The sequence below is a fragment of the Micromonospora sp. PRAS1 genome, assembly GCF_059553435.1.
Genome location: NZ_JCANNB010000001.1, coordinates 336,295 through 357,900, shown reverse-complemented (window position 1 = coordinate 357,900; position 21,606 = coordinate 336,295). Strand labels below are relative to the sequence as shown.

General features: G+C 71.7%; 27 protein-coding genes. 20 read left to right on the top strand and 7 right to left on the bottom strand.

Features of this window, described 5'->3' with window-relative positions; all coding sequences use genetic code 11:
- Positions 1 to 47 precede the first annotated feature (47 nt).
- The 16 genes from AC507J_RS01705 to AC507J_RS01630 all read left to right on the top strand — a co-directional run bounded on the left by AC507J_RS01705 (position 48) and on the right by AC507J_RS01630 (position 13,448).
- Positions 48 to 1,034, top strand: a complete 987-nt coding sequence (locus AC507J_RS01705; protein ID WP_496287242.1) for a carbohydrate ABC transporter permease — start codon at positions 48 to 50, stop codon at positions 1,032 to 1,034.
- Positions 1,031 to 1,861 (top strand): carbohydrate ABC transporter permease, encoded by an 831-nt coding sequence (locus AC507J_RS01700; RefSeq protein ID WP_496287241.1) that lies wholly within the window; start codon positions 1,031 to 1,033, stop codon positions 1,859 to 1,861. The genes AC507J_RS01705 and AC507J_RS01700 overlap by 4 nt, the downstream gene beginning before the upstream one ends.
- A gap of 13 nt (positions 1,862 to 1,874) precedes the next feature.
- On the top strand, positions 1,875 to 2,297 hold the full coding sequence (locus AC507J_RS01695; RefSeq protein ID WP_496287240.1) for a VOC family protein: 423 nt from the start codon (positions 1,875 to 1,877) through the stop codon (positions 2,295 to 2,297).
- Positions 2,294 to 3,328, top strand: coding sequence for a Gfo/Idh/MocA family protein (locus AC507J_RS01690; RefSeq protein WP_496287239.1), 1,035 nt, complete (start codon positions 2,294 to 2,296; stop codon positions 3,326 to 3,328). The genes AC507J_RS01695 and AC507J_RS01690 overlap by 4 nt, the downstream gene beginning before the upstream one ends.
- Positions 3,325 to 4,092, top strand: a complete 768-nt coding sequence (locus AC507J_RS01685) for an SDR family NAD(P)-dependent oxidoreductase (RefSeq protein WP_496287238.1) — start codon at positions 3,325 to 3,327, stop codon at positions 4,090 to 4,092. Before AC507J_RS01690 ends, AC507J_RS01685 begins: the two co-directional genes overlap by 4 nt.
- A gap of 30 nt (positions 4,093 to 4,122) precedes the next feature.
- Positions 4,123 to 5,040 carry a CoA transferase subunit A gene (locus AC507J_RS01680; RefSeq protein ID WP_496287237.1) on the top strand — a complete coding sequence of 306 codons (918 nt, stop codon included), beginning with the start codon at positions 4,123 to 4,125 and terminating at the stop codon, positions 5,038 to 5,040.
- Positions 5,037 to 5,792: a CoA-transferase subunit beta gene (locus AC507J_RS01675; RefSeq protein WP_496287236.1), complete on the top strand. Its 756-nt coding sequence runs from the start codon at positions 5,037 to 5,039 to the stop codon at positions 5,790 to 5,792. Before AC507J_RS01680 ends, AC507J_RS01675 begins: the two co-directional genes overlap by 4 nt.
- 23 nt (positions 5,793 to 5,815) lie before the next feature.
- Positions 5,816 to 6,742 (top strand): CoA transferase subunit A, encoded by a 927-nt coding sequence (locus AC507J_RS01670; protein WP_496287235.1) that lies wholly within the window; start codon positions 5,816 to 5,818, stop codon positions 6,740 to 6,742.
- Positions 6,739 to 7,536 carry a CoA-transferase subunit beta gene (locus tag AC507J_RS01665; RefSeq protein ID WP_496287234.1) on the top strand — a complete coding sequence of 266 codons (798 nt, stop codon included), beginning with the start codon at positions 6,739 to 6,741 and terminating at the stop codon, positions 7,534 to 7,536. Before AC507J_RS01670 ends, AC507J_RS01665 begins: the two co-directional genes overlap by 4 nt.
- Complete coding sequence (locus AC507J_RS01660) at positions 7,537 to 8,286, top strand: SDR family NAD(P)-dependent oxidoreductase (RefSeq protein ID WP_496287233.1); 750 nt, start codon at positions 7,537 to 7,539, stop codon at positions 8,284 to 8,286.
- A complete protein-coding gene (locus AC507J_RS01655) occupies positions 8,283 to 8,756 on the top strand; it encodes a MaoC family dehydratase (RefSeq protein ID WP_496287232.1) in 474 nt (157 codons plus the stop codon). Before AC507J_RS01660 ends, AC507J_RS01655 begins: the two co-directional genes overlap by 4 nt.
- Positions 8,753 to 10,333 carry a class I adenylate-forming enzyme family protein gene (locus AC507J_RS01650; protein WP_496287231.1) on the top strand — a complete coding sequence of 527 codons (1,581 nt, stop codon included), beginning with the start codon at positions 8,753 to 8,755 and terminating at the stop codon, positions 10,331 to 10,333. Before AC507J_RS01655 ends, AC507J_RS01650 begins: the two co-directional genes overlap by 4 nt.
- Positions 10,330 to 11,049, top strand: a complete 720-nt coding sequence (locus tag AC507J_RS01645; RefSeq protein ID WP_496287230.1) for an SDR family NAD(P)-dependent oxidoreductase — start codon at positions 10,330 to 10,332, stop codon at positions 11,047 to 11,049. The genes AC507J_RS01650 and AC507J_RS01645 overlap by 4 nt, the downstream gene beginning before the upstream one ends.
- Positions 11,050 to 11,064: 15 nt before the next feature.
- Positions 11,065 to 12,051 carry a Gfo/Idh/MocA family protein gene (locus tag AC507J_RS01640; RefSeq protein ID WP_496287229.1) on the top strand — a complete coding sequence of 329 codons (987 nt, stop codon included), beginning with the start codon at positions 11,065 to 11,067 and terminating at the stop codon, positions 12,049 to 12,051.
- A 51-nt stretch (positions 12,052 to 12,102) separates the two neighbouring features.
- Positions 12,103 to 12,270 carry a hypothetical protein gene (locus tag AC507J_RS01635; protein WP_496287228.1) on the top strand — a complete coding sequence of 56 codons (168 nt, stop codon included), beginning with the start codon at positions 12,103 to 12,105 and terminating at the stop codon, positions 12,268 to 12,270.
- A 95-nt stretch (positions 12,271 to 12,365) separates the two neighbouring features.
- Positions 12,366 to 13,448: an NAD-dependent epimerase/dehydratase family protein gene (locus AC507J_RS01630; RefSeq protein ID WP_496287227.1), complete on the top strand. Its 1,083-nt coding sequence runs from the start codon at positions 12,366 to 12,368 to the stop codon at positions 13,446 to 13,448.
- A gap of 4 nt (positions 13,449 to 13,452) precedes the next feature.
- Here AC507J_RS01630 and AC507J_RS01625 read toward each other — a convergent pair whose 3' ends face one another.
- From AC507J_RS01625 to AC507J_RS01605, 5 genes are all read right to left on the bottom strand, one after another.
- On the bottom strand, positions 13,453 to 14,697 hold the full coding sequence (locus tag AC507J_RS01625; protein WP_496287226.1) for a hypothetical protein: 1,245 nt from the start codon (positions 14,695 to 14,697) through the stop codon (positions 13,453 to 13,455).
- Between the two features lie 48 nt (positions 14,698 to 14,745).
- Positions 14,746 to 15,438 carry an ABC transporter permease gene (locus tag AC507J_RS01620; RefSeq protein ID WP_496287225.1) on the bottom strand — a complete coding sequence of 231 codons (693 nt, stop codon included), beginning with the start codon at positions 15,436 to 15,438 and terminating at the stop codon, positions 14,746 to 14,748.
- Positions 15,435 to 16,292, bottom strand: a complete 858-nt coding sequence (locus tag AC507J_RS01615; RefSeq protein ID WP_496287224.1) for an ATP-binding cassette domain-containing protein — start codon at positions 16,290 to 16,292, stop codon at positions 15,435 to 15,437. The genes AC507J_RS01620 and AC507J_RS01615 overlap by 4 nt, the downstream gene beginning before the upstream one ends.
- The gene (locus tag AC507J_RS01610; RefSeq protein ID WP_496287223.1) at positions 16,289 to 16,627 is read right to left on the bottom strand and encodes a PadR family transcriptional regulator; all 339 of its coding nucleotides are present in this window, start codon (positions 16,625 to 16,627) and stop codon (positions 16,289 to 16,291) included. The genes AC507J_RS01615 and AC507J_RS01610 overlap by 4 nt, the downstream gene beginning before the upstream one ends.
- Before the next feature lie 101 nt (positions 16,628 to 16,728).
- Positions 16,729 to 17,448: a PP2C family protein-serine/threonine phosphatase gene (locus AC507J_RS01605; protein WP_496287222.1), complete on the bottom strand. Its 720-nt coding sequence runs from the start codon at positions 17,446 to 17,448 to the stop codon at positions 16,729 to 16,731.
- 62 nt (positions 17,449 to 17,510) lie between these two features.
- Here AC507J_RS01605 and AC507J_RS01600 point away from each other — a divergent pair, with 62 nt between their 5' ends.
- The 3 genes from AC507J_RS01600 to AC507J_RS01590 all read left to right on the top strand — a co-directional run bounded on the left by AC507J_RS01600 (position 17,511) and on the right by AC507J_RS01590 (position 19,006).
- Positions 17,511 to 18,515: an AAA family ATPase gene (locus AC507J_RS01600; protein ID WP_496287221.1), complete on the top strand. Its 1,005-nt coding sequence runs from the start codon at positions 17,511 to 17,513 to the stop codon at positions 18,513 to 18,515.
- 27 nt (positions 18,516 to 18,542) lie between these two features.
- Positions 18,543 to 18,734: a DNA-binding protein gene (locus AC507J_RS01595; protein WP_496287368.1), complete on the top strand. Its 192-nt coding sequence runs from the start codon at positions 18,543 to 18,545 to the stop codon at positions 18,732 to 18,734.
- 71 nt (positions 18,735 to 18,805) lie between these two features.
- A complete protein-coding gene (locus tag AC507J_RS01590) occupies positions 18,806 to 19,006 on the top strand; it encodes a helix-turn-helix transcriptional regulator (RefSeq protein ID WP_341718489.1) in 201 nt (66 codons plus the stop codon).
- 93 nt (positions 19,007 to 19,099) lie between these two features.
- Here the strand turns inward: AC507J_RS01590 and AC507J_RS01585 are convergent, their stop codons facing one another.
- A complete protein-coding gene (locus AC507J_RS01585; RefSeq protein WP_496287220.1) occupies positions 19,100 to 19,642 on the bottom strand; it encodes a helix-turn-helix domain-containing protein in 543 nt (180 codons plus the stop codon).
- A gap of 54 nt (positions 19,643 to 19,696) precedes the next feature.
- On the opposite strand from AC507J_RS01585, the gene AC507J_RS01580 reads away from it, so the two are divergent.
- Positions 19,697 to 20,953: a benzoate/H(+) symporter BenE family transporter gene (locus AC507J_RS01580; protein ID WP_496287219.1), complete on the top strand. Its 1,257-nt coding sequence runs from the start codon at positions 19,697 to 19,699 to the stop codon at positions 20,951 to 20,953.
- A 46-nt stretch (positions 20,954 to 20,999) separates the two neighbouring features.
- Here AC507J_RS01580 and AC507J_RS01575 read toward each other — a convergent pair whose 3' ends face one another.
- Positions 21,000 to 21,536 (bottom strand): VOC family protein, encoded by a 537-nt coding sequence (locus AC507J_RS01575; RefSeq protein ID WP_496287218.1) that lies wholly within the window; start codon positions 21,534 to 21,536, stop codon positions 21,000 to 21,002.
- Between the last annotated feature and the right edge of the window lie 70 nt (positions 21,537 to 21,606).

Genomic DNA, 21,606 nt, shown 5'->3' with positions numbered 1-21,606 from the left:
GCCCCTGCCCGTACCGACCGCATCTCATCGAGGAGGAGGTGGACGCCATGGCCGGTAACAGCACCACCACCGTCGACGCAGCGGCGCCCTCGTCCGGCACATCTTCTGCCGTCGTCGACCCGCCCAAGCGCCGGGGCAGCACGCAGGCCCGCCAGCGGGACCGCCGGTACTACTGGTTCCTGGTCCCGTCGGGCATCGCGATCCTGCTGCTCATCGTCCTACCGCTGGCGTACACGTTCTACCTCAGCCTCCGGCACTACGACCTGGCCCGGGGCCTGGACGAGTTCATCGGACTGGCCAACTACGCCAACATCTTCTCCGGCGGCGACCCGGAGTTCATCAAGTCGCTGCTTCGTACGCTGCTCTACGTCCTCGTGGTCATCGCCGTCGACTTCGTCCTCGGCATGACGCAGGCGCTGCTGCTGTTCGAGATGAAGCCGCGTACGGCGAAGGTCTTCCGGATGATCTTCATGCTGCCGATCCTGATCATCCCGACCGGTGCGGCGGTGTTCTGGCGGACCACGATGTGGGCGCCGCCGAACGAGCAGTTCCTCCGCTCGGTGAACCTGGACGGCCTGATCGACCCGCCGCTCGGCAACCCGAACCTGGCCCTCTGGGCGATCATCATCACCGTCATCTGGGCCTGGTCGCCCTGGGTCTTCCTGCTGCTCTCCGGCGGCCTGGACTACCTGGACCGCTCGGCGTTGGAAGCCTCCGAGGTGGACGGCGCCAGCTACTGGCAGCGGCTGTGGCACATCATCCTGCCGCTGATGCGCCCGATCATCTTCGTGACGCTCAGCTTCAAGGCGGTCGACTCGTTCCTGTCGTTCCCGTTCGTCTGGGTGATGACCCAGGGCGGTCCGCAGAACAGCACCCACCTGATGAGCACCTACATCTACGAGCAGGCGTTCAAGTTCCTCAACTACGGCTTCGGCTCCGCGCTGGCGATCGTGATGCTGATGGTCTCCTCGGCGCTCTCCATCGGCGCGGTCCTCTACTGGCAGCGCACGCAGGACAAGGGGGCAACGTCGTGAACCGGGCACGGGCGATCCAGCCGGCCACAATCGTCAAGGGCATCCTGCTGGCGATCATCCTGGCCTGGGTGCTGCTGCCGCTGTACTTCCTCTTCGCGGTGGCGTTCACCCCGACCGGCAGCACGCTTGACGGCTTCTCCATTCCGGACACGCTGACCACCACGAACTTCATGTCGGTGCTGAACGGCGCGAACATGATCTGGCCGTCGCTTGTGAACAGCGTGGTGATCACCGTGGCGTCGACCGTACTGGCGCTGATCTTCGCGGTGCCGGCCGCGTACGGGCTGTCCCACCTGCAACACAAGCGGATGGGCCGGGGCCTCTACATGATGTCCTTCGTCCTGCGCGGCGTGCCGCCGGTGGCGCTGGTCCTGCCCTACTACGTCATCTTCAGCAAGGCCGAACTGCTCAACACCATGACCGGCGTGATCATCGCGCTGGTGCCGCTGGCCCTGCCGTACTGCATCTGGACCATGCGGGTCTTCTTCGACGCCGTACCGGTGCAGGTGGAGGAGGCGGCCGGGGTGGACGGTGCCGGGGTGCTGCGCACCTTCTTCTCGGTGGTGCTGCCGATCGCCCGCCCGGGCATCGCGGCCACCGGCATCCTCGCCGCCCTGCTGATCTTCGTCGACTACATCGTGGTGGCGACCCTCGCCGGCCCGGCGACGATGACCTTCCCGGTCTACGTCACCACCTTCCAGCAGGACTACCTCTCGCTGGTCGGCCCGATGGCCGCCGCCTCCATCGTCGGCGCCCTACCGATGTTGCTGATGTTCGGCTTCTCCCAGCGCTACATGCTCCGCCTGGCCAACGCCGGCGTGCACTGAGGAAGGATTCGCCATGCCACCCGAAGGCGCCACCGTGCGCGGCATCGACCACGTCGGCCTGGTGGTCCGCTCACTGGACACCGCCGTGCAGTTCTACGTCGAGGAACTCGGCATGACCGTCGAGGGCGACCGGGTCGAACTCGAAGGCCGGGACACCGCCGTGCAGTTCCTGCGGGCCGGCACCGGCAAGGTCGAGCTGCTCGCGCCCACCACCGACACCGGGCCGCTGTCGCGCTTCCTCGACAAGCGCGGCGAGGGCCTGCACCACGTCTGCTACGAGCTGGCCGACATCCACGGCGCCGTACGACGGCTCACCGACCGGGGCGTCCGGATGGTGGACGCCGAACCGTGGCGGAGCCTGCACGGCTGGGTCGCCTACCTGCATCCCGCCGCGGCCCACGGCTGCGCGATCGAGTTGAGGGAGCACTACCGATGACCGACGTCCTCCGCTGGGGCATCCTCGGCGCAGCCAAGATCGTCGAAGCCGAGATGGGGCCGGCGATGCTGCGCTCGCCCCGCAACACGGTGCGGGCGGTGGCCAGCCGGCGCCTCGACGCGGCCGAGAAGCTGGCCGCTGCCCTGGACGCCCCGGTCGCCTACGACTCCTACTCCCAGGTGTTGGACGACCCCGAGGTCGACGCCGTCTACGTGGCGGTGCCGAACGCGCTGCACGCCGACTGGGCGATCGCCGCGCTGGCGGCCGGCAAGCACGTGCTCTGCGAGAAGCCGATGGCGATGAGCGCCGACGACGTACGCCGGATGAACGCCGCCGCGAGCCGGGCGGACCGGGTGCTGATGGAGGCGTTCATGTGGCGCTTCCACCCACGGGTGGAGCAGGTGCTCACCATGCTCGCCGACGGCGCGCTCGGTGAGATCCGGCTGGTCCGGGCCACGTACACCTTCGACCTGGCCGCCGCCGGTGACGTCCGCAGCGGCTCGGTGGACGAGGACCTGCGGCTCAACCCTGAGCTGGGCGGCGGGGTGATCAGCGACCTCGGGGCGTACTGCGTGAGTGGGCTGCGCACCTACGCGGGCGGCCGGGCGGTGTCGGTACGCAGCCGGTGCAGCTCGACGCCGGGGCGGGCGGTCGAGACCACCGTCTCCGGCCAGGTGAGCTTCGACAACGGGGTGACCGGACAGTTCTACGCGGCGTTGGACGTCCCGGGCGGCGGTCAGGTCGAGATCCTCGGCACCGGCGGACGGATCCGGATGTCCAACGCGTTCCGCATCCGCGCCGCGCAGGCGCCGTTCGACATCGAGCGGCAGCTTCCCGACGGCACCTGGACCAGCGAGTCCACCTCCTTCGTGGACCAGTACGAGGCGGAGATCGACCACTTCGCCGCGGTGGTGCTTGACGGCGTACCGCAGCGGATCACGCCGACGGACGCCCTGGACAACGCCTTGACGCTGGACGCCATCCGGCGCGCCTGCGCCGAGGGCGGAGAGGTCACGGTGAGCCAGCGATGACACTCGCGGGAAAAGTGGTGATCGTGGCCGGCGCCGCCGGGGCACAGGGCCGGGTGGCCGCCCGGCTGTTCGCCGCCTCCGGCGCGGCCGTGGTCCTGGCCGACCTCTCCGCCGACGCCCTTACCGAGGTGGCCGATGAGGTCACCGGGGACGGCGGCAGCGCCCTCGCGGTACCGACCGACATCGCCGACGAGGACTCCTGGCAGCAGCTGGTCGCCCGCACCGTCGCCGAGTACGGCCGGCTGACCGGGTTGGCCAACTACGCGGCGGTGCTGAGCCGGGCCGGTGCCGAAACCACCGAGCTGGCGGTCTGGGAGCGCACCCTACGGATCAACCTGACCGGTGCCTGGCTGGGCGTGAAGGCGGCCGTGCCGGCGATGCGTACGGCCGGTGGCGGTTCGATAGTCAACGTCGGCTCGGTCGACGGGCTGGTCGGCCGGGGCGGTGGCACCGCGTACCAGGCGTCCAAGGGCGGCATGCGGCTGCTCAGCAAGTCGGCCGCCACCGAGTTCGCCGCCCAGGGCATCCGGGTCAACAGCGTGCACCCCGGACCGATGCGCAACCGGATGACGCAGGTGGTCGGCCCGAAGGCGGACGCGAGCGGCATCGCCGCGCTGGAGGCCCGGCTGGTCGCGCAGGTGCCCGTCGGGCGGCTCGGTCAGCCCGAGGACATCGCGTACGCGGTCCGCTTCCTCCTCTCCGACCAGGCGAGCTTCATCACCGGTGTCGACCTGCCGGTCGACGGCGGCCTGACGGCGCAGTGAAACCGGACCAGCGACAGTGAAAGGCGAGCGATGAGAGCGACAAGCAAGCTGACCACCCTCACCGAGGCGGTCCGGCTCGTCCAGCCCGGTTCGAGTCTGAGCTTCAGCGGCTTCGGCCATGCCGGGCACCCGCTGGCCTTCGTCCGGGAACTGATCCGCCAGGGCACCGACGACCTCACCCTGCACGCCATCGCGGAGTGCTGGCCGGCGGAGTTCCTGGTGGCAAACGGCCGGGTGTCCCGGATCAACCTGTCCAACCTGATGTTCGAGGGCCTCGGCCGGTGCCGGGCGATCAGCCGCGCCGTCGAGGAGGGCGAGGTGGCGGTCGACGACCACAGCCACCTGGCGCTCTCGCTGCGGCTGCTGGCCGGCGCGTGGGACGTGCCGTTCCTGCCGGTGCGGTCGATGGCCGGCACCGACCTGGCCGCCGTGCAGACCGGCGTGGCCCCCAAGTACGCGCAGGTCCGCTCACCGTTCTCCGACAACGAGGTCGGTGCGGTGGCGGCCCTGCGCCCAGACGTCGCCGTGATCCACGTCAACCGGGCCGACGAGCAGGGCAACGGCATCGTCTCCGGCGCCATGTCGGTGATCGACGCCCAGGTGCGGGCGGCCCGCAAGGTGGTGGTCACCGCCGAGCGGATCGTCTCGGCCGACGAGATCACCGCCGCCAACCAGGTGGTCACCGTGCCCGGCATCTTCGTCGACGCGGTGGTGCACACGCCGTACGGCGCGCACCCGGGCGGCATGTACGACGAGTACGACGAGGACCCGGCCGCGATGTCCACCTACTACGAGGCGTCCCGCTCCCGCGAGGCGCTTGTGGACTACTTCGCCGAGCACCTGTTCGGCCACGTCGACCACGCGTCGTACCTCAACTCGCTCGGCAGCCGACGCCTGTTCAGCCTGCGCGTCGACCCGGCCCTGAAGATCGCCAGGGGGGCGAAGTGACCTTCTCCAAGGACGAGATCATGACGGTGGCGACCGGCCGCTACATCGCCGACGGCGACACCGTCTTCATCGGCACCGGGCTGCCGATGGTGGCCGCGTACCTGGCCAAGGCGACGCACGCGCCGAACGCGGCACTGATGTTCGAGTCCGGCGTGCTGGACCCGCGACCGCGCAGCATCGCCAAGGCGGTCGGCGACCCGCGACTCATCTCCACCGCCCGCCGGGTCAGCGGCATGCTGGACAGCCTGCTGATGCTGCACGGCGGCCGGGTCGACCTGGGGGTGCTCGGCTGCGCCCAGGTGGACCGGTTCGGCAACATCAACACCACCGCGATCGGGTCGTACCAGAAGCCCTCCACCCGGCTGCCCGGCAGCGGCGGCGCCAACGACATCGCCAGCTGCGCCCGGCAGCACCTGATCGTCACCCGGCACAACCGCCGCACCTTCGTGGAGACCGTCGACTACCTCACCACCCCCGGGTACCTGACCGGCCCCGGCGCCCGCGAGCGGGCCGGACTGCCCGGCGGCGGCCCGGTCGGCGTCGTCACCGACCTCTGTGTCTTCGGCTTCGACGCGCAGACCTGCGAGATGGTCGTCGAGTCGGTGCATCCCGGCGTCTCGCTGGACGACGTCCGCGCGGCCACCGCCTTCGAGCCGACCGTCGCGCCCGACCTGCACGAAACCGTCGCGCCCACCGCGGACGAGCTCGACATCCTGCGTACCCGCATCGACCCCGACGGCGTCTACCTGTGACCCGTACCCGAGAAGGAGGATCCGTGCCCGGATCACGCATCCCTGAGCGCCTCATCAGTGTGCAAGAGGCAGTCTCCGGCATCCCCGACGGAGCGACCGTCGCGATCGGCGGCCACACCCTGCGCCGCCACCCGATGGCCCTGGTCCGGGAACTCATCCGTCAGCAGAAGCGCAACCTGCACCTGCTCGGCTGGAACAACGGCATCGACTTCGACATGCTGATCGGTGCCGGGGTGGCCCGGGTGATCGAGACGTCCTACGTCGGCATGGGCCCGCTCGGCCTGGCCCGCAACCTGCGCAGGGGCGTCGAGTCCGGCGCGGTCGAGACGATCGACCACTCCGAGACCACGGCGATCGACATGTTCCGGGCCACCGCGCTCGGCGTCGACTTCCTGCCCAACCGCACCCCGCTCGGCACCGACCTGATGACCTACAACGACGGGCTGGTCGAGATCACCTCGCCGTTCACCGGTCAGACGTACGCCGCCGTGCGCGGCGTGGAGCCGGACTTCGCGATCCTGCACGCGCACGCCGCCGACGTGCACGGCAACGTCCAACTGGACGAGGCGAACTGGGGCGACAACACGGTCGACCCCTTCATCGGCCGGGCCGCCAAGCAGGTAATCGTCTCGGTCGAGGAGATCGTCAGCACCGACCACATCCGGTCCAACCCGCGCCGTACGTTCCTGCCGCGCGAGTACGTGACCGCGGTCGTGCACGCGCCGTTCGGCGCGCACCCCTGCTGCTGCGACGCCCGGTACGGCTACGACCAGGACGAGCTGCGCCGCTACTACGAGGCGTCCCGCTCCGCCGAGACCTTCGAGGCGTACCTGGTGGACCGGGTCACCTCGGTCGGCGACCACTGGGAGTACCTCGACAAGGTCGGCGTCGCCGGCCTGCTCACCACCGCCACCCGCACCTCGAACGTCAAGGGAGCTGAGCGCGCATGAACTGCACAGTCGAGGAGCTGCTCAGCGCCCGGGTCTCGGCGGAACTGGAGGAGGGCGGGCTCGGCTTCATCGGCCTCGGCACCGGCGGCCGGTCCTTCGCGTTCGCGGTCGGCATCCCCTCGGTCGCGGTCGCCCTGGCGCACCGGCGCGGGATCGACTTCATCGCCCAGTACGGCGTGGCCCTGGAGCCGGACATCGAGAACGCGCCGCGCTGCTTCGAGGACCGGAACCTGCTCAACTGGCCGGCGTCGGCGAACCTGCCGGTGGAGACCTGCCTGGACGGGTTCAAGCGGGGCAAGATGAGCGTCGGCTTCATCTCCGGCGCGCAGATCGACAGGTACGGCAACCTGAACAGCGTCGCGATCGGCGACTACCGGAAGCCGAAGGTACGGCTGGTCGGCGGCATCGCGCAGCCGGACCACGCGGCCAACGCCAAGCGTACGATCATCATCCTGCCGCACGCCCGGCGTACCTTCGTGGAGAAGGTCGACTACCGGTCGGCCTTCGGCTACGGCGACGGCCCGGGGCACCGGGAGCGGCTGGGCCTGATCGGCGGCGGCCCGGCCAAGGTCTTCACCGACCTGGCGGTCCTCGACTTCCACCCGGAGTCGAAGCTGATGCGGGTGGTCTCCCTGCACCCCGGCGTGACCCGGGAGCAGCTCGTCGAGGAGACCGGTTTCGAGCTGATCTGGCCGGACGAGGTGCCCACCACAGCCGAGCCGACCGAGGCGGAACTGACCGCGATCCGCGAGATCGACCCCGACGGTGCCTTCCTCAACGGCAGGATCTTCTAGATGACCGCGCCGTCCTCGCTCGCCGGCCGGGTGTACGTGGTCACCGGGGGTACCCGGGGCATCGGCGCGGCCATCGCGCAGGGGCTGCTCGACGCCGGCGCCCGGGTCTGCGTGCTGGCCCGTGACCCCGACCCGGGTGACGGCGAGCAGACCCTGGGCGTGCCTGTGGATCTGGCCGACGCGACCACCGTCGCCGCCGCCTTCGACCGGGTGGTCGCCGCGTGGGGCCGGATCGACGGGTTGGTCAACAACGCCGGGATCAGCAAGGTCGGTCCGACGCTCGACTACGACCTGGCCGACTTCGCCCGCATCCTGGACGTCAACGTGACCGGGGTGTTCGCCTGCTCGCAGGCGGCGGCCCGGGTGATGGCGAAGCAGGGCGGCGGCAGCATCGTGTCGATCGCCTCGATGACCTCCTTCACCGGCCAGCCGGAGCGGGCCGCGTACATCGCCGCCAAGTCGGCGGTGCTCGGGCTGACCCGGGCGCTGGCCAACGACTGGGGTCCGCTCGGCATCCGGGTGAACGCGGTCGCGCCCGGCTACATCCGTACCGACCTCACCGGCGACCTGATCGAGCGCGGTGTGCTCGATGTGGACGCCATCGAGAACCGGGCACCGCTGCGCCGCTTCGGGGAACCCGCCGACGTGGTGGGCGCGGTGCTCTTCCTCCTCTCCGACCAGGCCGGCTACGCGACCGGCCAGGCGATCGTGGTGGACGGCGGCTGGACCGTGAACGGGTACTTCAAGTGACCACGCGGGTGCCGGTGGCCGAGTTGCCGACCCTGGTGGGGCGGCAACTCGGACCCACCGCGCCGGTCCTGGTCGACCAGGACCGGATCGACGAGTTCGCCCGCTGCACGCTTGACGACCAGTGGATTCACGTCGACCCGGTACGGGCCGCTGCCGGCCCGTTCGGCACCACCATCGGTCACGGCTTTCTCACCCTGTCGCTGCTCTCGCACTTCTTCGGCGAGCTGTTGGCCGTCGACGACGCCGCGCTGGCGATCAACTACGGCCTGGAGCGGGTGCGCTTCCCGGCGGCGGTCGCGAGCGGATCGCTGCTGACCGCGACGGCCGAGGTCCGGCAGGTACGCCCGGAGGCCGGCTTCACGATGGTCACCACCCGGGTCGCCATCCGCGCCGAGGGGTCGGAGAAACCGTGCTGCGTCGCGGACTGCGTGACGCGCTTCGTCGCCCATCCGCCGGAGGCCGGTTCATGATCACTTTTCCCGGCGTCGTCGCCGCCCTCGCGTCGTCCGCGCGTACCGCGCACCGGCCCGCGTTGCTCGGCCGCGACCCGGTCACCTTCGCCGAGCTGCACGATCGGGGCACCGGCCGGATCGCTGAGCTGGTCGACCTGGGCGTGTCCGGTGGCGGCATCGTGGCGATCGTCTGCTTCAACGAGACGGTGGTCTTCGAGTACCTGGTCGCCGCCGGCTGGCTGGGCGCGGCTCTGATGCCACTCAGCCCGGCGCTCACCGACGCCGAGGTCGCCGCTCTGGTGGACAAGGCCGACGCCGCCGCCTGCGTGGTGACCCCCGGGGTCGGTGCCGAGCGCGCGGGCCGGCTTACCGAGGCCGCCGGGCGCCGCTTCCAACTCGCCCCGCCACCCACCGGCGCCGCTGCGGCACCGGCGGCCGCCCCGCCGCGCCGCCCCGCCGATCCGGTACGGCTGCCCGCCGACCCGGTGCCGCCGAGGGCCGACTCGACCTGCTGGGTCTCCACCACCGGCGGCAGTACCGGCACCCCCCGGCTCTTCGCCGTCTCACACGAGCGACTGCTCACCAACTCGCTGCTCAACGCGTACGAGTGGGGATGGTCGGCGTACCCGGTCCACGTCTCCCTCTCGCCCATCGCGCACGGCATCGGCTTCAGCCACGCCGTCGGCCAACTCGCCTCCGGCGGGACGGTGGCGCTGATCGAGCGGTACGACCCGGCTGCGGCAGCCGGCTGGCTGAGCGGCGACACCCCGGCGTGGACGGCCGTCGTACCGACGATGGTGCACGACCTGCACCGGCAGGAGGCGTCGCTCTCCGCGCTCGGCCTGCTGGTCTGCGCGGGCGCGCCGCTGGAGGTGGGGCTCCGCGAGCGGGTCCTGGCCGGCGGCACCGCACGCCTGATCGAGTACTACGGCTCCACCGAACTGGGCTGGGTCACCTGGCTGGAGCACCGGCCCGGCGACCCGCGCGAAGGGCTGGTCGGCCTGCCGACGCTGGGTGCCGCCGTGCGGATCGTCGACGCGGACGGCCGACCGGTGCCGGCCGGCGAGATCGGCCGGGTGCAGAAGAGCGGCCGGCCGTACGCGATCCCGCTGGGCGGGGGTGTCTCCGCGTACGAGTCGAACGCCTCCGCCTGGGAGTCCTCCGGCGACCTCGGCCGGATCGACACCGACGGCTGCCTGATCCTGGCCGGGCGGGCCGACGACATGATCGTGGTCGGCGGGCAGAACGTCTACCCGGTCGAGGTGGAACTCGTGCTGCGCGAGCACCCGGCGGTGCGCGAGGTGGTGGTGCGCGGCGCGCACAGCGACCGGCTGGGCCAGAGCCTGGTCGCGTACGTCGAGGCCGACGCCGGACCGCGACTCGTCGACGAACTCGCCGAACTCTGCGCCACCCGGCTCGCCAGGTACAAGCGCCCGGCCCGCTTCGTGTTCACCGACGCGCTGCCCCGCAACTCCGCAGGCAAGCTGCGCCGCTCCTTCGGCCGGGTGGCGGATGGTTCCACCGGCCCGCCCGGGGTCCGCCCGGCCAGCCCGCCCGGGGTCCGCCCGGCCAGCCGGTCGGGAGAGCCGCGGTGAGCCGGCTGGAAGGCGCGGTCGCCCTGGTCACCGGCGCGATGTCCGGCATCGGTCGGGGCGTCGCCGAGCGGCTCGCCGCAGCGGGTGCCCAGGTCGTCGTCAACTCCCGTACGGTGCCGGCCGAGCCGGTCGAGCCCGCCCTGCACCTGGCCGGCGACGTGGCCGACGAGTCCACCGTGAACGCGATGATCGCGACGATCGCCGAGCGCTACGGTCGCCTCGACATCGTGGTGAACAGCGCCGGTGCCACCAAGAACGTGCCGCACCACGACCTCGACGGGATCACCGTCGAGGACTGGAACCGGATCCTCGGGGTCAACGTGATCGGCGCCTGGAACACGGTCAAGGCCGCCGCGCCCCACCTGCGCGAGTCGCCGATCGGCGCGGTGGTGAACATCTCCTCGATGGCCGGCATCCGGGTCACCGGCAGCAGCCTGCCGTACTCGGTCTCGAAAGCCGCCCTCAACCAGCTCACCCGCACCCTGGCGAAGGCGCTCGGCCCGGAGATCCGGGTGAACGCGGTCGCGCCCGGTCTGATCGACACCCCCTGGACACGCGGCTGGTCGGAGCGGACCCGGGAGGTCCTGGAACTCGCCCCGCTGAACCGGATCGGCACCCCCGCCGACGTGGCCGCCATGGTGCTCGCGCTGATCGAGGCCGACTACGTTACCGGGGAGATCGTCACCGTCGACGGCGGACTGTCGCTCAACAACTGAACCCCTGGAGGCACGATGACCACCACACCCGGACTCGGCTGGGGCATCATCGGTGCCGGCTCGATCGCCGGCAAATTCGTAAACGCCGTCACCAAGCACACCACCTCCGAGGTGGTCGCGGTCGGCTCGCGCAGCCTGGAGAAGGCCAGCGCCTTCGCGACGCAGCAGGGCATCCCCGCCGCGCACGGCAGCTACCGGGCGCTGGTCGAGGACCCCCGGGTGCAGGCGGTGTACGTGGCGACGCCGCACGTGCACCACCTGGCGCACGCGCTGCTCGCCATCGAGGCCGGCAAGCCGGTGCTGATCGAGAAGCCGATCGCGGTCAACGCCGAGCAGGCGCGGACCCTGGCGAAGGCCGCCTCGGAGGCCGGTGTCTTCGCGATGGAGGCGATGTGGACCCGCTTCCTGCCGCACATGATCGAAATGCGGTCGCTTGTCACCGCCGGTGACGTCGGCGAACTGCTCCAGGTGCACGCCGAGCACTCCCAGCACTTCCCCCTCGACCCGGCCCACCGCCTCTACAACCCGGAGCTGGCCGGCGGCGCCCTGCTCGACCTGGGTGTCTACCCGCTGGCGCTGGTCCAGGACCTGCTCGGTCGACCCACCCAGATGGCCGCCGTCGGCGCGCTCACCTCGACCGGCGTCGACGGCCAGGTCACCCTGGCGATGCGGCACGGCGAGCGGGCGCAGTCGAGCGTGAGCACCTCGCTGTGGGGGTTGAGCGCGATCAGCGCGCAGATCCTCGGCACCGAGGGCCGGATCACCTTCGACGGCGCGTTCCTGCGCCCGACGACCCTCCGCCTGGAAACCCGGGCCGGGAAGGTGCACACCTTCGACGGCACCGCCCGCAACGGGTTCCAGTTCGAGGTGGACGAGGTGGCCCGCTGCGTCGCCGAAGGGCTGGCCGAGAGCCCGCTGCTGCCCCTCGACGACAGCATCGCCACCCTGGAGGTGATCGACCAGGCCCGCGCCACCCTCGGCGTCCGATACCCATTCGAGTAGCCGACGGATGGCATGATCAGCCCGGTCGGCAGCGACACGGGGACGTCCAGCATGCCGGAAGTGATCCGGATCGCCGTCCTGGCCGGGGCGACCCTCAGCACCGACCCGGCGGCGGTCCGGCGCGGCTTCGAGGCCAGCTGGGTGCGGTGGAACCTCGTCCGTACGGTCAGCTCGGTCGCCGCCTTCGGCTGCCTGATCGGCGCCCTGCTCGCCCGCTGAACCTCGGATGACGGGTCGTGGGCGGAGCGCCGCCTCGGCCCGGACTGCGGCCCGGCGGCAGGCTTGGAGAGCGGCTGACCGGGTACGGACCGGTCATGCGGATCGTGGTGGTGGGGGCGAGCGGGAACGTCGGTACCGCGCTGCTCCGCCGGTTGCGGCGGGAGCGCGACGTCCAGGTCGTCGGCGTGGCGCGCCGACTGCCGCACGCGGGGTCCGGTGAGCCGTACGACGGGGTGCGCTGGCACTCCTGCGACATCGGGTCGCCGGGCGCGGCGGACGAACTCACCGGGGTCTTCTCCGGTGCCGACGCGGTGGTGCACCTGGCCTGGCAGATCCAGCCCAGCCACGACCAGCGACAGCTGCGCCGGACCAACGTGGGCGGCAGCCGGGCGGTGGTCGACGCGGTGCTGCGCGCCCGGGTGCCGGCCCTGGTGTACGCCTCGTCGGTCGGCACGTACGCGCCCGGCCCGAAGAACCTGCCGATCAGCGAGCGCTGGCCGGCGACCGGGGTGGCCGCTTCGTCGTACAGCCGGGACAAGGCGGCAGTGGAGGAGATGCTCGACGGGATCGAGCGGACCCATCCGGCGCTGCGGGTGGTGCGACTACGGCCGGGACTGATCTTCCAGCGGGAGGCCGGCACCGAGATCAGCCGCTACTTCCTCGGCCCGCTGGTGCCGGTGCGCCTGCTGCGCTTCGGTCGGCTGCCGCTGGTGCCCGCGAACCGGCGACTACGGATGCAGGCGGTGCACGCGGACGACGTGGCCGACGCGTACGCCCGGGCGGTGCTGGGTGACGCCCGCGGCGCCTTCAACGTCGCCGCGGACCCGGTGCTGACCCCGGAGCTGGTGGCCCGGCACTTCCACGGCTGGACGGTGCCGGTGGCCGCCCCGGTGCTGCGCGCCGCCGCCGCGCTGACCTGGCGGGCCCGGTTGCAGCCGGTCGACGCCGGCTGGGTTGAGTTGGCGCTGAACGCGCCACTGATGTCCAGCGAGCGGGCCGCGACCGAGCTGGGCTGGCAGCCGAGCGTCGACGCGACCACCGCCCTGAAGGAACTCCTGGCCGGCATGGCCGACCGCGCCGGCACCCCCAGCCCACCACTTTCCGCGACGCCCACCCTTCCCGGCCGCCCAGCGGCCCTCCTCAAGGCCCGCCCCGCCGGCCAGGGCAACCCTTACTGACTCCTCAGCGGAGGGTGGCACTGGTGACGACCGGCTTACCGGCGCCGAGGAAGAAGATGCCGGGGTAGCCGTCGGTCTCAAAGCCGTGGCTGGGGTTGCGGCGCAGCGTCGACCCCTCGATGCGCAGGGTGCCGGTGCGGTTGTTGCTGACGAAGAAGATCGCCCCGCCGCCCTCCTTGGCGTCGTTCTCCTCGATCGTGCTGCCGGCGATGCGTACCGAGAACTCGTTGCCGTCGCAGTAGATCGCGCCGCCGCTGCCGCCACCCGGGGTGCCGGGCTTGGCCGGGTTGGCGCCGTTGCCGACCGCCGCGTTGCCCCGGAACGAACTGTTGAGCACCTCCCAGGAGACGCCGATGCTGCTCAGCGCGCCACCGTTGGCGCAGGAGCCGCCGGTGAAGGTGCTGTTCACCACGTACACCGGCTGCCTGTCGTGCTGGTCGAGCACCCGGATGGCCGCACCACCCAGGTCCGGGCCGGTACGGTCGCAGCGGTTGCCGGCGAAGTGCGAGTTGACCACCTTGAACCGGCCGCCCCGGACAAAGATCGCGCCACCGCCGCCACCGTCGGTCCGCTGGCCCGTGGCGTCACCGTTGGCGAAGCCGAGATTCTGCACGGTCAGTTGCGGATGGTCCTGGTTGTTGCAGTGCGAGGTGGTCCAGCCCTGTAGCGGGTCGCAGGTGTTCATGTAGAGGATGCGCCGCCGCCCCTGCCCGCTGAGGGTGACCTTGCCGCCGCCGTCGAGCACCACCTGCGGGCCGTTGGCGTTGCGTACCTTGGCGGTCGCCGTCATCTCGATGGTCACCGGGTCGGGGCCGCAGTCGAAGGTGATGATCCCGCCGGCCGCCACCGCCCGGACCACCGCCGCCGAGGTGCAGCTGGCCGGCGTGCCGGTGCCGACGGTACGGGTCGGCTTCGAGGTGTCGACCGCCCGCGCCACGGCCGGTACGGCGGCTCTACCGGCCGGGTTACCGGCCCCTGCGCCCCTCGGTGCCGCTGGTCGGGTCGGGCTGGCGCTGCTCGGCGCGCTGCCGAGACCGCTGCGGGTCGGCGAGGTGGCCGCCCCGCTCTGCGGCAGTTCGCCCGGCGGCGCCCCGGTCGGCGGCTGTTCGCCCTCGGTCACCGGAGCCTCGGCACCGTCGACGTACGGCGTGTGGCCGCTGCGCGGGTCGGCCCGGGGCACGGAGGGGCCGCCGCAGCCGGCGAGCACGGTGACGGCGACACCGAGGGTGATGACGGATCTCAGACGCACCCCGTGATGCTAGAAGCCATTCGCCGTCGTAGCGAGCACCATCGCTGGTCAGACGAGTGGCGCGTGGTGCAGGTGCCGGCGGCGGCGCAGCCGGACGCCGAACACCCCGGCGACCGTCACGATCAGCAGCGCGGTGACCACCACGGCGTGCAGGACGCCCCGACTCAGGTAACCACCGTCGGCGTGGTCCACCGCCCAGGTGGCGATCTCCCGGCTGGACCAGAACGGCGTCAGCCTCGCCCCGGAGCTGGCCGGGTCGAGCAGCATCTGCATGGTGACCACGGTGAGCAGCAGCAGGGTGCCTTCCAACTCGCGGGGCAGCAGGGCGCCGATCAGCATGCCGAACGGCGCGGCCACCACCACGCAGCAGAGCATCGCCACGGCGATCCCGCCGTACCGCAGGTTGGCCGCGTCGAAGACGGTGAGCAGGAAGAACGGCACCGAGACGGCCAGCCCGAGCGCCCACAGGCCGAGCATCCGCCCGAGGTAGAGGTGGTGCGGGCGGTAACCGGCGAGCCGCAGCCGGGGCTCCAACTCGCGAGCGGCGCTGGTGGCGAAGAGCGCGGCGGTGCTGACCGCCCAGCTGATGCCGAGCAACAGCGCACGGATCGACTGCCCGACGTAGGAGTCCCGCCGGATCAGCCAGAAAACCAACGGCATCAGGAGCAGAAGCAGGAGTACGCCCCGACGGCGCGCCAGCTCCCGCAGGGTCATCTCGGCCACGGTGACCAGCCGGTTCATGAGCGGCCTCCATGCTGGCTGCCGCCATGTTGGGCGGAAGTGCTGCCGCCCTGCCGGGCGGGGGTCAGGTCGAGCACGACGTCGACCCGGTCGAGCTGGTTGAGCAGGTGGGTCACCACCACGATGGCCCGACCCTCGTCGCGCAACCGGACCAACTGATCCCAGAGGTTGACGTAACTTCCCTGGTCGAAGCCCTGGTACGGCTCGTCGAGCAGCAGCACGTCCGGCGCGGCGAGGGTGGACATGGTCAGGTTCAGCTTCTGCCGCGTACCGCCGGAGAGGTGCCGGGCGAGCACGTCCCGCTCGGCCTCCCAGCCGAGTTGCCGGGCCGCCGCGCGGCCCGCCCGCCGGGCGGGTCCCCGGGCCATCCCCTGCCCGGCGCCGACCAGCACGAAGTGCTCGTCGGGCAGCAGGAAGTCGACAGTGCCGCCCTGCTGTGGGCAGTAACCGAGCCGACCCGAGACGGTCACCTCACCGGCGTCGGGTGAGATCAACCCGGCGCAGATCCGCAGGAAGGTGCTCTTGCCGCAGCCGTTGGCACCGATCACGGCGGCGATCTGCCCGGCACGTACGGTGAGCGTGGCGTCCCGGAGCACCGTGCGTCGGCCGTACCGCTTGGTGATGCCCCTGGCGTGCAGCCGGACCGGGCCGGGGCGCGGGCCGGGCGCGGTGCCGATGCTCTCCACGATCGCGGCGGCGTACGCCTGCGGCGGGCCGAAGACCAGCCACGGGTCGCCTCCGCCCTCGCGCAGGTGTGTGGCGGCCTCGGCGACCACGTGTCGGGCGGCGTCGACCGCCACCCGGCGCTGGTGCAGCTCGGCCCCGAAGGCCCGCAGCCAATCGTCGGCGTTCACCCGTCGACCCCCTTCGTGACGATGCCGGTCACCGGCGCCACGAACGCCAACCAGGCGTTGCCGCCGTGCCGCAGTGCCGCCCGCCCGTCGTCGGTGAGCTGGTAGTACTTGCGGGCCGGACCCGACCCGCCGGCCCGCCACTGCGCGGTGACCAGGCCGGTGCGTTGCAGTCGCAGCAGCACCGGGTAGAGCGTGCCGCCCTGGATCGGCCCGACGCCCGCGGCTTCGAGCGACTGGGCCAGCTGGTAGCCGTAGGACTCACCCTCGCGCAGCAGCCCGAGCACGCAGAGGTCGAGCACTCCACGCAGCCACTGCCCGCGACGGTCGGATTCCACCCGCCGAACCCTAGCGGCGCTATCTAGATGGCACAACTACCTAGTTGGTCCGGCACCTCCTCGGAACCCGACCCGAATCGCTTTCGGCCTCGCCGAGCGGCTCAGCCGGCCACGACGTCGGAGATCACGACGGTGACGTTGTCCGGCGCGCCGGCCTGATGGGCCAGCTTCACCAACTGCTCGCCACACTGCTGGCGGTCGCCGTGCAGGCTCAGCGTGGCGGCGATGGTCTCGTCCGGCACGTAGTCGGAGAGCCCGTCACTGCACAGCAGCAGCCGGTCGCCGACAGTCACGGTCACCATGCCCATCGTCGGCGGCGCGTCGTTGCCCTGCACCGCCCGGGTCACGAGCGAACGCTGCGGATGGTGCCGGGCCTGTTCCGGGGTGAGCGCCCCCTGGTCGACAAGCGCCTGCACGAAGGTGTCGTCCCGGGTCAACTGGCGCAGCCGGCCCTCCCGGAGCAGGTAGCAGCGGGAGTCGCCGACCTGGGTCAGGACCAGCGTGTCACCGGCGAGCAGCGCCGCGGTCAGCGTCGTACCCATGCCGTCGCGGGCCGGGTCGGCCGCGATCGCGGCGTGGATACGTTGGTTGGCCGTGCTCACCACGGCACGAAGCGCGTCGGCGGCGGCGTCCGGGTTCGTCGGCGGGATCAGCTCGTCGAGGATCCGGATGACGATCTCGCTGGCCACCTCACCGGCGGGCAGCCCACCCATGCCGTCGGCCACCGCGAGGAGACGCTCGCCGGCGAGCGCCGAGTCCTCGTTGTTGGTGCGAACCAGGCCGATGTCGTTGAGGATGGCCGAGCGGAGGATCAGCGTCATGGGACAAGCTTGCCAAGAAGACCCTCGCCGCGTCTCTACGCACTACTACGTAGGGTGGGGGAATGTTGCCGGTGTCCATGGTCGGGCGCGCCGGTGAGCTGGCCGAGCTGGACCGGGCCTGGTCCACCGTGGTCGGCAATCGCCGCCGGTCGCCGGCTGTCGCCGTGGTCACCGGAGGCGCCGGCGTGGGCAAGAGCCTGCTGGTCGCCGCCGCGCTGGACGGCTTCACCCCGCGCCCGGAGGTGATACTCAGCGGCGCCGCCCGGCTACACAGCCCCGCGCCGTACGACTGGTTGGCCGCCGTGTTGAGCGGACGCGACACCGGCCGGCTCGACCTGCCGGCGGACGCGTTGGCCTGGCTGGCTCAGCAGCCCACCGCGCCCCGCGAGCGCTACGCACCCGGCACGCTGCTCCGGCTGGCCGTGCGTACCGTCCGGATGCTTGTGGGTGCCGGTCCGGCGGTCCTGGTGGTGGAGGATCTGCACGCGCTCGACCCGGCCAGCCTCAACCTGGTCGGCGAGCTGGCCACCGCCGCGGGGCTCTCGGCCCTGCTGATGGTGGCGACCCGGCCGGCGGCCCACGCGGTCGCGCCGGAACTCGCCGGCCGCACCCTGGCCCGCCTCTGCGGGGTACGCGGCGCCGTGCGCCAGCATCTCGGCCCGCTGCGCCAGGCCGAGGTCGCCGAGGTGCTGACCCAGGTGTACGCCAGCGCAGCGCCCTGCGCGCACCTGGTGCACCGGGTCTGGCAGCACACCGCCGGCAACCCGTACGCCCTCACCGAACTGCTCGCCGCGCACGCCGGCCAGCCCCCGGAGACACTGCTCGCCCCACCCCCCTCGCCGCCCCTGCCTTCGCCCTCGCCTCCGGCCGACGACTCGCCTTCGGCGGGCGGCGGGTGGGCTGAGTTGACCGGTCGGGAGGTCGAGGTGCTCGACTGCCTGGTCGCCGGGATGTCCAACAAGCAGGTGGCGCGGGCCCTCGGCATCTCGGTGCGTACGGCGCGTCAAGTACCCATGACGGGTTGTCCCGCGTCAGGCTTGACGCGCGACTGGTACCCGCGTGCCTAACGTCAGAACGTGGCAAAGCTCCGACTGATGGGCACGCATGAGATTCGGGTGCGGCTCGGTGGCATCAGCCGGCAACGTGTCTACGAATTGACCATGCGTCGCTCGTTCCCCGAGCCGGCCGCCGAACTCGAACAGGGCCGCGTGTGGCTGGCCGAAGACGTGGAGCGGTGGATTGCCGAGCATCGGAGCGACCTCACGGACAGCGAAAGCGGCGACTAGCCGAAGCCCGTTGATGCATCAGCACTTCCCGCCCAGTCGCCGACCGGGCCCGGTGTGGCTACCCTGCGCCCATGCCAACGCACCTGTACGGGCGCGGTGAGATCGCCCGACGCCTGGGCGTCAGCAGGCAGCGTGCGGGCGAGATCATCGACCGGGCGGACTTCCCGGAGCCATACGACGTGCTGGGCATGGGTGCCGTCTGGCGGATCGCGGACGTTGAGGAATGGATCAGGCGAAACCGTCCGCACCTCGCCGAGGAGCCGGAGGCGTAACCGGCCCGGCGGATCTTCCTGCCTGGCGCTGTTAACAAGGGGCCCTTTACCTACACCAGGCGTTAATAGGGGGCCCTTCCTTACATGCCTGCCTTACCGGCGGGGGTAGCGGAGGAGGAGGCTGGCGGCGACTTCGTCGTCGCCGACGGCGGCGTACACGTGTGGCACGTCGGAGGTCCAGCGGAGGTGGCCGCCGGCGGCGGCGGTCAGCGGTGCGTCGGCCGGTCCGGCCCGCAGTACCCCGGCGAAGACCGTCACGTGTTCGGTGACGCCGGGTTGATGTGCGGGGGAGAGCTGGCCGGGGCCGGGCGTGACCCGCATCCGATACAGCTCGTAGGTGGCGTCGGAGTCGTCGAAGACCTCAAGCAGGGTGGCGCTGACCGCCGCGCCGCGTACGGTCGGCTCGGCTCCGGGCTCGGAGAGCACTGCGGTCAGCGGTACGCCGAGCTGCGCGGTGACCGCGTACAGGGTCTCCAGGGTGGGGTTGCGGCTGCCGTTCTCCAGTCCGGAGAGGGTCGCCTTGCCCACCTGGGCCCGCCGGGCCAACGCGGAGAGTGAGATGCCCCGCGCCTCGCGCAGGGCGCGGACCCGGCGACCGACCGCAGTGGGGTCCGGTTCTGGTGATGGTTGGGGCATCCCGCTATCGTGCTACACGCTGCTGTTCCGTAAACGGAACGATCGAGGTGGGAGATGGCGGGACGGATGCAACCGGTGCTGGCCGGGGTGGTGACCGCGCTGGTCGGGTTCGCCAGCTCGTTCACCGTGGTGCTGGCCGGGCTGCGGGCGGTCGGGGCCACCGAGCGCCAGGCCGCCTCCGGGCTGCTCGTGCTCTGTGTCGCGTCCGGGCTCTGTGCCGCCTGGCTGGGGCTGCGGCACCGGCTGCCGTTGAGCGTGGCCTGGTCCACGCCGGGCGCGGCGCTGCTGGTCGCCACCGGGCCGGTTCCCGGTGGCTGGCCGGTCGCGGTCGGGGCGTTCCTCGTCTCGGGAGCGCTCATCGTGGCCGCCGGGCTCTTTCCGGTGCTGGGGCGGGCGGTCGCGGCGATCCCCAAACCGATTGCCGGCGCGATGCTCGCCGGAGTGCTGCTGCCGCTCTGCACCGCGCCGGTCCGCGCGCTTGTCGAGGTGCCTCTGCTGGCCGCGCCGGTAGTGCTCTCCTGGCTGCTGCTGCACCGCTTCGCCCGGCGCTGGGCGGTGCCCGGGGCGCTGGTGGTGGCGGTGGTCGCGATCGCGCTGACCGCCCCGGCGGGCGGCACCGGCGGACTCCGCCCGGTGGTCGAGGTGACCGCGCCGCAGTGGAGTCTGTCGGCCCTGGTCGGCCTGGCGCTACCGCTGTTCCTGGTGACCATGGCCGCGCAGAACGTGCCCGGCACCGCCCTGCTTGTCGGCTACGGCTACCGGCCGCCGTTCGGCTCGGTGCTGCGGACCACCGGGCTGGCCACCCTGGCCACCGCCCCGGCCGGCGGGCACGCGGTCAACCTGGCCGCCATCAGTGCCGCGCTCGCCGCCGGCCCGGACGCGCACCCCGATCCGGAGCGCCGCTGGATCGCCTCGGTCACCGCCGGGGCCGGACTGGCGCTGCTCGGGCTGGGAGCCGGCGCGGTGACCACCCTGGTCGGTTGGGCGCCGCCGGTGCTGATCGAGGCGGTCGCCGGCCTCGCCCTGCTCGGCGCGCTGGCCGGCGCGCTGACCTCGGCACTGGCCGAGCCCGAGGCCCGGGAGGCAGCGGTGGTCACCCTGGTGGTCACCGCCTCCGGTGTCTCGCTGGCCGGCATCGGTGGTGCCTTCTGGGGCCTGATCGCTGGCTGCCTGATGCTCCTGCTCTTCCGCTCCCGCGGCACCATCCGCCCAGCCGACACCCCGGCCAACGCTCCTACCCCCTCCACCGACACCCCTGCCGCCGCGCCCACCCCGCGTGAAGAGCGGGTCGATCATGGCGTTGATCGCTAGTGGCGTCGAGACCTGGCCGACGGTCAGGCCATCGGCGTCAGTGGCATCAGGCATGCCTCGCATTGTCGCCGGGACCGGCGTCCGGTGGCGTGATCCCGATGGCGGCAAGGTATCGCGCCTCCTGACTGGCCGGATCGAAGGGTTTTCCCGCAGTGAAGACGACCCGGGCGTTCTCGGGGGTGATCACTTCCACGTCGCGGGTGTTCCACGGCGTGTCCCGGGGGCCGTCGACCGAGTTCGGGAGCACCGCACGGCAGGCCTCGACCAGGGGATCGATCTGGTCGAGTACGCACGCGAAGCTGACGCTCATCTCCGGCGCCTGCGCCGGGACGTTCGTCGCCGAGACGAGGAGTACGTCCTGGAACGCCCAGCGGCGCAGATGCACGAGCGTGCCGGGGATGCTGAACAGCTCGAAGAACCCGAGCCCACGAATCCAGAAGTCCACCGACGCCGCCAGATCGCCGGTGGGAATCGTCACGAACGCGGGCATGCCATAGATGCCCCGGAACGGCTCCGGTGCCACCGCGTCCGGGCCGGGAGCGGGTACGGGACTCATCTCGAAAGCGTCGTAGTAGTTGCTCATGAACCCACCCTCCGGGCTCACGCCGCGTGAGGGTCAAGCCGGTACGGGAAGTGGCGTCGGTGAGCCCGTG

What these genes read in the sequence shown, in the direction of transcription:
- AC507J_RS01650 (WP_496287231.1), top strand. Translation starts at nt 8,753, where the DNA reads ATGATCACTTTTCCCGGCGTCGTCGCCGCCCTCGCGTCGTCCGCGCGT.
- AC507J_RS01680 (WP_496287237.1), top strand. Translation starts at nt 4,123, where the DNA reads ATGAGAGCGACAAGCAAGCTGACCACCCTCACCGAGGCGGTCCGGCTC.
- AC507J_RS01620 (WP_496287225.1), bottom strand. Translation starts at nt 15,438, where the DNA reads ATGAACCGGCTGGTCACCGTGGCCGAGATGACCCTGCGGGAGCTGGCG.
- AC507J_RS01695 (WP_496287240.1), top strand. Translation starts at nt 1,875, where the DNA reads ATGCCACCCGAAGGCGCCACCGTGCGCGGCATCGACCACGTCGGCCTG.
- AC507J_RS01685 (WP_496287238.1), top strand. Translation starts at nt 3,325, where the DNA reads ATGACACTCGCGGGAAAAGTGGTGATCGTGGCCGGCGCCGCCGGGGCA.
- AC507J_RS01580 (WP_496287219.1), top strand. Translation starts at nt 19,697, where the DNA reads ATGGCGGGACGGATGCAACCGGTGCTGGCCGGGGTGGTGACCGCGCTG.
- AC507J_RS01590 (WP_341718489.1), top strand. Translation starts at nt 18,806, where the DNA reads ATGCCAACGCACCTGTACGGGCGCGGTGAGATCGCCCGACGCCTGGGC.
- AC507J_RS01585 (WP_496287220.1), bottom strand. Translation starts at nt 19,642, where the DNA reads ATGCCCCAACCATCACCAGAACCGGACCCCACTGCGGTCGGTCGCCGG.
- AC507J_RS01635 (WP_496287228.1), top strand. Translation starts at nt 12,103, where the DNA reads ATGCCGGAAGTGATCCGGATCGCCGTCCTGGCCGGGGCGACCCTCAGC.
- AC507J_RS01605 (WP_496287222.1), bottom strand. Translation starts at nt 17,448, where the DNA reads ATGACGCTGATCCTCCGCTCGGCCATCCTCAACGACATCGGCCTGGTT.
- AC507J_RS01690 (WP_496287239.1), top strand. Translation starts at nt 2,294, where the DNA reads ATGACCGACGTCCTCCGCTGGGGCATCCTCGGCGCAGCCAAGATCGTC.
- AC507J_RS01660 (WP_496287233.1), top strand. Translation starts at nt 7,537, where the DNA reads ATGACCGCGCCGTCCTCGCTCGCCGGCCGGGTGTACGTGGTCACCGGG.
- AC507J_RS01630 (WP_496287227.1), top strand. Translation starts at nt 12,366, where the DNA reads ATGCGGATCGTGGTGGTGGGGGCGAGCGGGAACGTCGGTACCGCGCTG.
- AC507J_RS01640 (WP_496287229.1), top strand. Translation starts at nt 11,065, where the DNA reads ATGACCACCACACCCGGACTCGGCTGGGGCATCATCGGTGCCGGCTCG.
- AC507J_RS01595 (WP_496287368.1), top strand. Translation starts at nt 18,543, where the DNA reads ATGGGCACGCATGAGATTCGGGTGCGGCTCGGTGGCATCAGCCGGCAA.
- AC507J_RS01600 (WP_496287221.1), top strand. Translation starts at nt 17,511, where the DNA reads ATGTTGCCGGTGTCCATGGTCGGGCGCGCCGGTGAGCTGGCCGAGCTG.
- AC507J_RS01705 (WP_496287242.1), top strand. Translation starts at nt 48, where the DNA reads ATGGCCGGTAACAGCACCACCACCGTCGACGCAGCGGCGCCCTCGTCC.
- AC507J_RS01575 (WP_496287218.1), bottom strand. Translation starts at nt 21,536, where the DNA reads ATGAGCAACTACTACGACGCTTTCGAGATGAGTCCCGTACCCGCTCCC.
- AC507J_RS01665 (WP_496287234.1), top strand. Translation starts at nt 6,739, where the DNA reads ATGAACTGCACAGTCGAGGAGCTGCTCAGCGCCCGGGTCTCGGCGGAA.